Raw genomic sequence first — 10507 nt, forward strand, 5'->3', positions numbered from 1 at the left:
CCCCCTGTTGGAGCGGGGTTTTTGTCTCCGGGCTTTCGCCTTTCGACGTCTCCGACTTTATCAGACTCTTTCGGGCCCGATTCCCGCCGGCGGGATTTGCCTCTGCGGATAGCGACGCAAAAAGCCACTCAGAAATTTCTTTCTGAGAGGTGCGATGCAGTCGATGTCTTTCGAAGCGCGCTAGATCCTAGCCGCTGGCCTCGAACATGTCCAGTTCGTGGCAACTTCTCGAATCTACCTCCCCCGTCCACCCGTGTCAACAGGCTTCTGGGGCGGAGAGGAGACTAGCAGCTCAGGGACCCTGGACGCACATCGCCGTCGTCGGCCGTCCGGGTCATGCCGCGGTGGGCAAGGTATCGCTGCGGTCTGCCCGCTCCAGGTCGCCCGTCTCGCCTGCGCGGGCCGCACGCCGTCCGACGACGTAGACGTAGACGAGGAAGAGGATCTCCACCGCGACGCCTATGCCGATTCGGGCCCAGGTGGGCAGGCCGGAGGGGGTGACGAAGCCTTCGATGGCGCCGGAGACGAAGAGGACGGCGGTGAGGCCGATGGCCATGCCGATGGCGGCGCGGCCCTCTTCCGCGAGGGCCGTACGGCGGGGACGGGGGCCGGGGTCGATGACGGTCCAGCCGAGGCGGAGACCGGTGCCGGCGGCGACGAAGACGGCGGTGAGTTCGAGCAGGCCGTGCGGGAGGATCAGGCCGAGGAAGGTGTCGAGGCGGCCGGCGGAGCCCATGAGCCCGATCCCGATTCCGAGGTTGAGCATGTTCTCGAACAGTACGTAGAGGACGGGGAGCCCCAGGAACGCGCCCAGCACCAGGCAGTAGCCGGCGGCCATGGCGTTGTTCGTCCAGACCTGGGCCGCGAAGGACGCCGCGGGGTGGCTGGAGTAGTAGGTCTCGTACTCTCCGCCGGGACGGGTCAGGGCGCGCAGCTCCTCGGGGGCGGCGATGGCCGACTGGACCTCGGGGTGGGTGGCTATCCACCAGCCGATGACTGCGGCGACCGCTGTGGAGATCAGTGCGGTGGGGACCCACCAGTGGCGTGAGCGGTAGACCGCGGCGGGGAACGTGCGCGTGAAGAAGAGGGCCGCGTCGCGCCAGCCGGGGGTCCGGGCGCCGGTGACGGCACTGCGGGCGCGGGCGACGAGTGTGGTCAGCCGTCCGACGAGCGCGGGGTCGGGGGCGCTGGACTGGACGAGGGAGAGGTGGGTGGCGGCGCGCTGGTAGAGGGTGACGAGTTCGTCGGCTTCCTCCCCGGTCAGGCGCCCGTGCCGGCGCAGCAGGGTGTCGAGTCGGTCCCACTCGTGGCTGTGGGCGGCTGCGAAGACGTCGAGGTCCATGGGCGCTGCTCCTGGCTGGCCGGGAGGTCCCAGCTTGGCAGACGGGGCAGACTGGTCGCTCCGGGTCCGGGGTGGGCAGGAGGAGAGGGTTCCCGTATGAGTGAGGCGAGCGCGACGGGCGGTGCCGGCCGGCTGGTGACGGGCGAGGCGGTGGAGCTGGGGCTGCATACGGCGAAGTTGCCGAGCCGGGTGCTGGCCGCGGCGCTGGACGGGGTCGTGTACATCGGCGGTTATCTGATCGTCTCGGTCGTGTTGGCGTTCGCGACGGCGTCGATGGACGAGGCCATGGTCATGGCGGTGTACGTGGCTTCGCTGGTGCTGGTGCTGATCGGAGTGCCGATCGCGGTGGAGACGCTGAGCCGGGGGCGGTCGCTGGGGAAGCTGGCGTGCGGGCTGCGGGTGGTGCGGGACGACGGCGGTCCGATCCGGTTCCGGCACGCGCTGGTACGGGGGGCGGTCGGGGTGGTCGAGATCCAGATGTTCCTGGGGGTGATCGCGTGTATCGCCTCGTTGGTGTCGGCGCGTGGGCGGCGGATCGGCGATGTGTTCGCGGGGACGCTCGTGGTGCGGGAGCGGATTCCGGTGCCGCGGGCCCCCCGGCCGTTGCCGCCCGCGCCGCCGTGGCTGGCCGGGCAGCTGGCGGGGGTTGACCTGTCGGCGGTGCCGGAGGGGCTGTGGCTGGCGGTGCGCCAGTACCTGTCGCGGATGCACCAGCTGGATCCGCAGGTGGGGTGGTCGATGGCCGGGCGGCTGGCGGCGGACGTGGTGGCGTGTACAGGGGCCACGGTGCCGGACGGGACGCCGCCGGCGGCGTTCCTGGCGGCGGTGGTGGCGGAGCGGCAGGCGCGGGACGCGCGCAGGGTCTTCGGGGTCCCGGTGGACGGGGTGGTGGAGCCGGGGGGCTCGGGGACGGTGGAGCAGGTGCCGGGGCGGGTGCGGGCGGCGGTGCCGCCGGTGGGGTGGGCGGTGCCGGGGGCGGACGGCGCCGGGCGGGCGGATGCCGTGGCTCCGCCGCAGGTGGAGGGTCCTGCGGACATGCCTGTTCCCCCGTCTTCTTCGTCGACGGGGTTCGCGCCTCCGGCGTGACCGCGCGGGTGGTGGGGTCAGTCCGCCGGGGGGAACGCGGACGGGGGTGACTCGAGCTCCTCGAGTTCGATGCCCGGGGCGGACAGCACGACGTCGCCGGCGATGTGGACGGTGTGCTGTTCACCGGTCTCCAGGTCGTTGACCTGGTATTCGTCCACGATCAGGGGGGCGTTGTCAGTGGGGTGTGCTTCGCTCTTGATCAGGGACCACGACTGGTCGAGGGTGCGGGGTGCGAGCACGGGGGGCTGGAATGAGACGAGGCGTACGCGGGTGGCCGGGGAGCCGGGCCGCAGGCGGAGCAGCCGTGCGGTGGCGATGTAGAACGCGGGTGACGCGCCGGTGAAGGCGTGGGCGGGGACGTTGCCCTCCTGAGCGTGTTCGCCGGAGGGGTCGGTGCGTACCCAGGTCACGCCTTCGAGGGCGGCGCCGCGGACCTGCCAGCTCGCGGCGTGCAGTTCCAGGCGGATGGGGCGGCCCAGTTCGTCGATGGTGAGGTCGACGGATCCGGCGTGGCCGCCGTCGGGGTGGGTGTTCTGCGCTGTGTAGCGCCAGCCTGTGGGGCCGGTGGCGCAGTGGAAGTGTTCTTCGCCGAGGGGGGTGTGGTCGTGCGTGTCGTGGAACGAGTAGCGGCCGCGGGGCATGGTTCGACCTTACAAAGCGGGCCGGGGCCCGACGGGGCAGGCCCCCGCCGGGGGCGGGGGCCTGCGGGATGGTTCCTGTGGTGCCGTGGGGGCCGGTGGCGCGCTGTCGTGCGGGCGGCCCGGGCGGCGTCAGTAGCGGTAGTGGTCCGGCTTGTAGGGGCCCTCGACCGGGACGCCGATGTAGGCGGCCTGCTCGGGGCGCAGGGTGGTGAGCTTGACGCCGAGGGCGTCGAGGTGGAGCCGGGCGACCTTCTCGTCGAGGTGCTTGGGGAGCACGTAGACGCCGATCGGGTACTCCTCGGGCTTGGTGAACAGCTCGATCTGGGCCAGGGTCTGGTCCGAGAAGGAGTTGGACATCACGAACGAGGGGTGGCCGGTGGCGTTGCCCAGGTTGAGCAGGCGGCCCTCGGACAGGACGATGAGGACCTTGCCGTCGGGGAAGGTCCAGGTGTGGACCTGGGGCTTGACCTCGTCCTTGACGATGCCGGGGATCTTGGCGAGGCCGGCCATGTCGATCTCGTTGTCGAAGTGGCCGATGTTGCCGACGATCGCCTGGTGCTTCATGCGCTGCATGTGCTCGGCGAGGATGATGTCGCGGTTGCCGGTGGTGGTGACGAAGATGTCGGCGGTCTCGACGACGTCCTCGAGCGTGGTGACCTGGTAGCCGTCCATCGCGGCCTGGAGGGCGTTGATGGGGTCGATCTCGGTGACGATGACGCGGGCGCCCTGGCCGCGCAGCGACTCGGCGCAGCCCTTGCCGACGTCGCCGTAGCCGCAGACGACGGCGACCTTGCCGCCGATGAGGACGTCGGTGGCGCGGTTGATGCCGTCGATGAGGGAGTGGCGGCAGCCGTACTTGTTGTCGAACTTCGACTTGGTGACGGCGTCGTTGACGTTGATCGCCGGGAAGAGCAGGGTGCCGTCGCGCTGCATCTCGTACAGGCGGTGGACGCCGGTGGTGGTCTCCTCGGTGACACCGCGGATCTCGGAGGAGAGCTGGGTCCACTTCTGGGGGTTCTCGCCGAGGGTGCGGTTGAGGAGCAGCAGGATCTGCTCGTACTCCTCGCTGTCGGCGGTGGAGGGGTCGGGGGCCTGGCCGGCCTTCTCGAACTCGACGCCCTTGTGGACGAGCAGGGTGGCGTCGCCGCCGTCGTCGAGGATCATGTTCGGGCCGCCGGTGGGCGAGTCGGGCCAGGTGAGGGCCTGCTCCGTGCACCACCAGTACTCGGCGAGGGTCTCGCCCTTCCAGGCGAAGACGGGGATGCCCTGCGGGTTCTCGGGGGTTCCGTGGGGGCCGACGGCGATGGCGGCGGCGGCGTGGTCCTGCGTGGAGAAGATGTTGCAGGAGGCCCAGCGGACCTGGGCGCCGAGGGCGGCCAGGGTCTCGATGAGGACGGCGGTCTGCACGGTCATGTGCAGCGAGCCGGTGATGCGGGCGCCGGCCAGCGGCTGGGAGGCCGCGTACTCCTCGCGGATGGCCATGAGGCCGGGCATCTCGTGCTCGGCGAGGGTGATCTCCTTGCGGCCGAAGGCGGCCAGGGAGAGGTCGGCGACCTTGAAGTCGTTGTTGACGGGGGACATGCAGTCTCCTCGTGGGGTGCTTCGAGAGCGGACATCGGCTTTCCGCTGCGGGGCGTGGGGAGGCATGCGGACATACGTCTCCCTCGACCGCAGCTCAGCCCGTCGGAGGCCCTCTCTCCCTCGGCCGGTCCGTGTCCGGACCGCCCGACCGCCATCAGCAGCGACGTCTGGCTACCGACGAATCTACACCGAGTGGCCGGGCGGGTCCGGAAGGTACGTGGAGGTGGTGTGAGGGGGATCAGTCCGTAGCGGGGTCGGCGGGGGCGGCCGGCTGCTCGCGGTAGATGTCGGGTTCGAGGTAGATGGCGCGGGCGATGGGCGCGGCCTCGCGGATGCGGGCCTCGGCGGCGTCGATGGCGCGGGCGACCTCGGCGGCGGTGTCGTCGTGCTGCACGGCGATCTTGGCCGCGACGAGGAGCTCGTCGGGTCCGAGGTGGAGGGTGCGCATGTGGATCACGCGGGTGACGGTGTCCCCGTCGACGATGGCCTCGCGGATGCGGGCGACGACCTCGGGGCCGGCGGCCTCGCCGAGGAGCAGGGACTTGGTCTCGGAGGCGAGGACGAGCGCGATGACGACGAGGAGGGCGCCGATGCACAGGGTGCCGATGCCGTCCCAGACGCCGTTGCCGGTGAGCAGGGCGAGTCCGACGCCGCCGAGGGCGAGCACGAGGCCGACGAGGGCGCCCAAGTCCTCGAGGAGGACGACGGGGAGTTCGGGTGCCTTGGCGGTGCGGATGAACTGGCTCCAGCTCTGCTTGCCGCGGACCTCGTTGGACTCCTTGATGGCGGTGTGGAAGGAGAAGCTCTCGGCGATGATCGCGAAGACCAGGACGCCGATGGGCCAGTACCAGTGCTCGACCTCGTGGGGGTGCTTGACCTTCTCGTAGCCCTCGTAGAGGGCGAAGACGCCACCGATGGTGAACAGCACGATGGAGACGAGGAAGCCGTAGATGTAGCGCTCACGCCCGTAGCCGAAGGGGTGCTCCTCGGTGGCCTTCTTCTGCGCCTTCTTGCCCCCGAGCAGGAGCAGCGCCTGGTTGCCGGAGTCGGCCACCGAGTGCACGCCTTCGGCGAGCATCGACGAGGAGCCGCTGAACGCGAACGCCACGAACTTGCTCACCGCGATGGCGAGGTTGGCGCCCAACGCGGCGACGATCGCCTTGGTTCCGCCTGACGCGCTCATAGGTGGTGGTGGTCCCTTCCGTCGGCCCTGGTCTTTGCCCGGTCTTTACGGCGTTACGGCGGGACATTCTTGCAGGCCGTGATTCGCGTGGTGCGTCAGGCCACCACGGTGGCACGGAACACGGTGCCCTCGCCGGTGAGTTCGACCCGTTCGCCTGCGGGAACGTAGGCGGACTGGCCGCGGGTGAGGGTGAGTTCCGGGGCCGCCGGGTCGCCGGGGGTGCGCAGGGTGGCGGTGCCGTCGGTGCAGAGCAGGATCTGGGCTGTGCGGTCGTGCGGGGTGCGGGGGGCGGCGCCCGCGGCGAGGGAGTAGCGGGAGAGCCTGAACTCGTCGATGGGGGTGCCGTAGAGCTCTTCGCCGTCGGGGGACGCCTCGGGGCGGAGGACTCCGGGGTCGCCGGCCTGGAAGCGGACGATGCGCAGCAGTTCGGGGATGTCGACGTGTTTGGGGGTGAGGCCGCAGCGCAGGACGTTGTCGGAGTTGGCCATGATCTCGACGCCGAGGCCGCTGAGGTAGGCGTGCGGTATGCCGGCGCCCAGGAAGAGCGCCTCTCCGGGCTGGAGCCGCACGTGGTTGAGGAGCATGGCGGCGATGACGCCGGGGTCGCCGGGGTAGGCGTGGGCGATGGCGGCGTAGGCGGCGTACGCGTCGGCGTGCGGTCCGCCCTCGGCGGCGAGGCGGCCGGCGGCCTCTCCGGCCTGGTCGACGGCGTCGGCGAGGGCCTCGCGTTCGGCGCCGAGCACCGCGGTGAGGACCTCGCGGAGGGCGGCGTCCTCGGGGTGGGCGCGCAGGATGTCGGCGTACGGCTTGAGGGAGTCGACGCCGAGGCCGGTGAGGAGCGCGGCGGTCTCCTCGGGGTGCCGGAAGCCGCACAGTCCCTCGAAGGGGGTGAGCGCGACGATCATCTCCGGCTTGTGGTTGGCGTCCTTGTAGTTGCGGTGCGCGGCGTCGACGGGGATGCCGCGGGCCTCCTCGTCGGCGAAGCCGGCGGCGGCCTGGGCGAGGTCGGGGTGCACCTGGAGGGAGAGCGGGGAACCGGCCGCGAGGAGCTTGAGCAGGAACGGCAGCCGGGGGCCGAAGCGTTCGACGGCGGCGCCGCCGAGTTCGCCGGCCGGGTCGGCGGCGATGACCTGGTCGAGCGGGACCGGACCGTCGCCGCGGTCGACGCGGGAGGGGGCGCCGGGGTGCGCGCCCATCCACAGTTCGGCCTGCGGCTCGCCCGTGGGGGTGGTGCCGAGCAGTTCGGGGATCGCGGTGGTGGAGCCCCACGCGTACGGGCGAATGGTGTTGGTCAGGCGGTCCATGCGGTCATGATCTCCCGGTGGAGGTGATGGCGAGGTAAACGGAGGCGAAATCCGTGACGGCGAGGAGTTCGACGGCGGATTCGAGGTCACTGCCCTCGGCCGGGGCGAGCTCGCTCAGCGGGGTGTCGTGGGTGGTGGCGAGCTCGCGGGCGAGCGGGGCGGAAGCGGCGGCCCCGTTGCCGGGACGGTGCAGGAGGACGACGCGCAGGCGGAGGTCCTCGGGCTCGTCGACGCGGTCGCGGAAGAAGTCCTCGGGGTCGAGGGCGCCGGCCAGGGAGCCGGCGAGCAGTGCGCCGTGGGTGTCGAGCGCTTCGGGGAGTTCGCCGTGCAGGGCGGGGCGTCCGGCGCGGGAGGCGATGGCCGCGGCGAAGCGCCGGGCGGCGACCGAGGCGACGGGTCCCTCGCTCCACATCACCGGCAGGGATTCGGCGAGTTCGGAGGCGAGGGCCTTGGCGGGGTTGCCGTAGGTGGCGATGGCGGGGCCGCAGCGGGCGGCGACCTCGTCGAGGCGGTCGGCGACACGCTCGACGGCGTCGGGCGGGGCGGCCAGCAGGCCGATGCGGTCGCCGAGGGCGAGCAGCGGGGTGAGCAGCGCCCAGAAGGCACCGAGGTCCTCGGTGGGGTCGGCGGCCTCGCCCAGGACGCCCGCGACGGACGCGGGGTCGGGCGCGGGGGCGTACGGGAGGACCATGCCGCGCACCTGCTGGATCGCCTCGGCGATGGGCGAGCCGACGGGTACGACCGCGGCCGCGGTGCAACCCCGCCGGTAGGCCTGCTCGATGAGGTCGGCGAGGCCGGCCTCGGTGCCCGCCGGGCTGGCGATGAGCAGCAGGTCCATGGGGCCGGCCCAGCCGGGGAGGGCCCATCGCAGGTCGTAGGGGGCGGGGCCGGTCGGGTGCAGCGGCAGGACGGGGCCGCTGCCGTTGCCCAGGGCCGCGAGCAGTTCGGCGACGGTCGCGGCGGCGACGGCGCCCGGTCCGGCGACGAGGACGCTGCGGGGGCGGCCGTCCGGTTTGAGCCCGCCAACGCCCGCCTCCTGGGCCAGGCGCGCGGCGGTGCGGACGCGGGCGCCGGCGGCGGCGACGCCGAGGAGGAGGCCGCGGGTGTCGGCGCGGGCGAGGGCGTCGGGGTCGTCGAGCAGCGTCTCGTCCAGCATCGGGGGGTGACCTCCGGTCCGGTCCGGTTGTGTCGGGTGTCGCGGGGCGCCGTACGGGTGGGGTGCGGGGGAGGTGCGCCGCGCGGTGCCGCGGTCGTCGTGGGTACGGCTCGCGCGGTGCCGGGCGGGGTTCCGCTACGCCGGGCGGCGGGCCTCGTCGACGAGCAGGACGGGGATGTCGTCGCGCACGGGGTAGGCCAGGCCGCAGTCGGCGGAGGTGCAGATGAGCTCGGTGGCCTCGATGTCCTCGCGGAGGGGTGCGTGGCAGGCGGGGCAGGCGAGGATTTCCAGGAGGCTGGCTTCGACGAGCGGCATGGGTCGCGTCTTCCCTTGTGGTGGTCTCTTCCGAGCGTCCGCCGGGTGCGGGCGTACGCGTTCGGACCGGCGGTTTCAGCCTATCGCCGGGGGCCGGGACGCGCGTGACCGCGTGGGGTGCCGAGGCGCGACGCGAGAGCGGGCGCGGGCGCCCGCCGGTCCCTGCCGGAGGGGGCGGGGCCTCCTCCGGCAGAGGGCTCGGGGCCGTCAGGCGCGGACGACGGCCAGGACCTCGTCGCGGACGGCGGCCATCAGCTCAGCGTCGCGGGCCTCGACGTTGAGGCGCAGCAGCGGCTCGGTGTTGGAGGGGCGGAGGTTGAACCACCAGCCGTCGCCGGTGACCGTGAGCCCGTCGAGTTCGTCGGTGGTGACGCCGGGGCGGTCGGCGAAGGCCGTGCGGACGGCGGCGGCGCGGCCGGCCTGGTCCTCGACCGCGGTGTTGATCTCGCCGGAGGCGGCGTAGCGGTCGTACTCGGCGACCAGCCCGGACAGCGGGCCGTCCTGGCCTCCGAGGGCGGCGAGGACGTGGAGCGCGGCGAGCATGCCGGTGTCGGCGTTCCAGAAGTCGCGGAAGTAGTAGTGCGCGGAGTGCTCGCCGCCGAAGACGGCGCCGGTGCGGGCCATCTCCTGCTTGATGAAGGAGTGGCCGACGCGGGTGCGGACGGGGGTGCCGCCGTGCTCCTTGACGACCTCGGGCACGGACCACGAGGTGATCAGGTTGTGGATGACGGCGGAACCGGGGTGCTTGGCCAGTTCGCGGGCGGCGACCAGGGCGGTGATCGCGGACGGGGAGACGGGCTCGCCGCGCTCGTCGACGACGAAGCAGCGGTCGGCGTCACCGTCGAAGGCGATGCCGATGTCGGCGCCGGTCTCGCGCACCTTCTGCTGCAGGTCGACGATGTTCTTGGGGTCGAGGGGGTTGGCCTCGTGGTTGGGGAAGGTGCCGTCGAGCTCGAAGTACATCGGGACGAGGTCGAGGGGCAGCCCGTCGAAGACGGTGGGGACGGTGTGCCCGCCCATGCCGTTGCCGGCGTCGACGACGACCTTCAGGTTCCGGATGGAGCTCAGGTCGACGAGGGTGCGCAGGTGGGCGGCGTAGTCGGCGAGCAGGTCGCGCTGGGTGACCTCGCCGGGGGTGGCGTCGCTCGCCGGGAGGCCGGTGTCGGCCCACTGCTCGACGAGTGCGCGGATCTCGGCGAGTCCGGTGTCCTGGCCGACCGGGGCCGCGCCCGCGCGGCACATCTTGATGCCGTTGTAGCGGGCCGGGTTGTGGCTGGCGGTGAACATCGCGCCGGGCAGGTTCAGCTTGCCGCTGGCGAAGTACAGCTGGTCGGTGGAGCAGAGGCCGATCTCGGTGACGTTCGCGCCGCGGGAGGCGGCGCCGCGGGCGAAGGCCCGGGACAGGCCGGGGGACGAGGGCCGCATGTCGTGGCCCGTCACGATCGCGTCGGCCCCGGTCACGGTGACGAAGGCCGCGCCGAAGAGCTCGGCGAGCGGCTCGCCCCATTGGTCGGGGACGACTCCGCGGACGTCGTACGCCTTCACGAGCTGGGAGAGGTCGGTCACCGCATGTGCTCCGCTCTGGAATCCGGTTGCCGGTGGATGGATCGTGGCAAGAGCCAACCTACCGGGCGGATCCGAACGAGCCGATGCGGTGTCCCGGGTGGGGGGCGGCCGGGGCCGCGGTCACGTCGCGGTACGGGGTCGGGGGGCGGGGCGGAGTTTGCGCCGGGGCCGCGACGGGGGGCCGGGGACGGGGGCGCCGGGAGTCGGCCGAGCACGGGAGGAGCGGCAGCCCGGACCGGAACCCGGGTCAGAGGCCGAGGCCGGGAACCCGGGTCAGGTGCCAGGCCAGGAACCCGGGCAAGGAGTCAGGCGAGCGCAGGACGCGCAGGTGGC

The 10507-nt window shown here is 72.4% G+C and carries 9 protein-coding genes; 1 reads left to right on the forward strand and 8 read right to left on the reverse strand.

What is annotated here, in order from left to right:
• Positions 1-334 precede the first annotated feature (334 nt).
• On the reverse strand, positions 335-1342 hold the full coding sequence (locus AB0F62_RS15180) for a stage II sporulation protein M (RefSeq protein ID WP_361797651.1): 1008 nt from the start codon (positions 1340-1342) through the stop codon (positions 335-337).
• A 96-nt stretch (positions 1343-1438) separates the two neighbouring features.
• Here AB0F62_RS15180 and AB0F62_RS15185 point away from each other — a divergent pair, with 96 nt between their 5' ends.
• A complete protein-coding gene (locus AB0F62_RS15185) occupies positions 1439-2428 on the forward strand; it encodes an RDD family protein (RefSeq protein ID WP_361797654.1) in 990 nt (329 codons plus the stop codon).
• 17 nt (positions 2429-2445) lie between these two features.
• Here AB0F62_RS15185 and AB0F62_RS15190 read toward each other — a convergent pair whose 3' ends face one another.
• The 7 genes from AB0F62_RS15190 to AB0F62_RS15220 all read right to left on the reverse strand — a co-directional run bounded on the left by AB0F62_RS15190 (position 2446) and on the right by AB0F62_RS15220 (position 10174).
• A complete protein-coding gene (locus AB0F62_RS15190; protein ID WP_361797657.1) occupies positions 2446-3069 on the reverse strand; it encodes a hypothetical protein in 624 nt (207 codons plus the stop codon).
• Positions 3070-3198: 129 nt separating this feature from the next.
• A complete protein-coding gene (ahcY, locus tag AB0F62_RS15195) occupies positions 3199-4650 on the reverse strand; it encodes an adenosylhomocysteinase (protein ID WP_361797660.1) in 1452 nt (483 codons plus the stop codon).
• A gap of 238 nt (positions 4651-4888) precedes the next feature.
• Positions 4889-5833, reverse strand: a complete 945-nt coding sequence (locus tag AB0F62_RS15200) for a cation diffusion facilitator family transporter (protein ID WP_361797663.1) — start codon at positions 5831-5833, stop codon at positions 4889-4891.
• 95 nt (positions 5834-5928) lie between these two features.
• Complete coding sequence (manA, locus tag AB0F62_RS15205; RefSeq protein ID WP_361797666.1) at positions 5929-7137, reverse strand: mannose-6-phosphate isomerase, class I; 1209 nt, start codon at positions 7135-7137, stop codon at positions 5929-5931.
• 4 nt (positions 7138-7141) lie between these two features.
• On the reverse strand, positions 7142-8293 hold the full coding sequence (locus tag AB0F62_RS15210) for an SIS domain-containing protein (protein ID WP_361797669.1): 1152 nt from the start codon (positions 8291-8293) through the stop codon (positions 7142-7144).
• Positions 8294-8428: 135 nt separating this feature from the next.
• On the reverse strand, positions 8429-8608 hold the full coding sequence (locus AB0F62_RS15215) for a Trm112 family protein (RefSeq protein WP_361797672.1): 180 nt from the start codon (positions 8606-8608) through the stop codon (positions 8429-8431).
• A 207-nt stretch (positions 8609-8815) separates the two neighbouring features.
• Positions 8816-10174: a phosphomannomutase/phosphoglucomutase gene (locus tag AB0F62_RS15220; protein ID WP_361797675.1), complete on the reverse strand. Its 1359-nt coding sequence runs from the start codon at positions 10172-10174 to the stop codon at positions 8816-8818.
• Between the last annotated feature and the right edge of the window lie 333 nt (positions 10175-10507).

The organism is Streptomyces sp. NPDC026673 (genome assembly GCF_040638135.1).
GTDB lineage: Bacteria > Actinomycetota > Actinomycetes > Streptomycetales > Streptomycetaceae > Actinacidiphila.

What these genes read in the sequence shown, in the direction of transcription:
- AB0F62_RS15180 (WP_361797651.1), bottom strand. Translation starts at nt 1,342, where the DNA reads ATGGACCTCGACGTCTTCGCAGCCGCCCACAGCCACGAGTGGGACCGA.
- AB0F62_RS15185 (WP_361797654.1), top strand. Translation starts at nt 1,439, where the DNA reads ATGAGTGAGGCGAGCGCGACGGGCGGTGCCGGCCGGCTGGTGACGGGC.
- AB0F62_RS15190 (WP_361797657.1), bottom strand. Translation starts at nt 3,069, where the DNA reads ATGCCCCGCGGCCGCTACTCGTTCCACGACACGCACGACCACACCCCC.
- ahcY (WP_361797660.1), bottom strand. Translation starts at nt 4,650, where the DNA reads ATGTCCCCCGTCAACAACGACTTCAAGGTCGCCGACCTCTCCCTGGCC.
- AB0F62_RS15200 (WP_361797663.1), bottom strand. Translation starts at nt 5,833, where the DNA reads ATGAGCGCGTCAGGCGGAACCAAGGCGATCGTCGCCGCGTTGGGCGCC.
- manA (WP_361797666.1), bottom strand. Translation starts at nt 7,137, where the DNA reads ATGGACCGCCTGACCAACACCATTCGCCCGTACGCGTGGGGCTCCACC.
- AB0F62_RS15210 (WP_361797669.1), bottom strand. Translation starts at nt 8,293, where the DNA reads ATGCTGGACGAGACGCTGCTCGACGACCCCGACGCCCTCGCCCGCGCC.
- AB0F62_RS15215 (WP_361797672.1), bottom strand. Translation starts at nt 8,608, where the DNA reads ATGCCGCTCGTCGAAGCCAGCCTCCTGGAAATCCTCGCCTGCCCCGCC.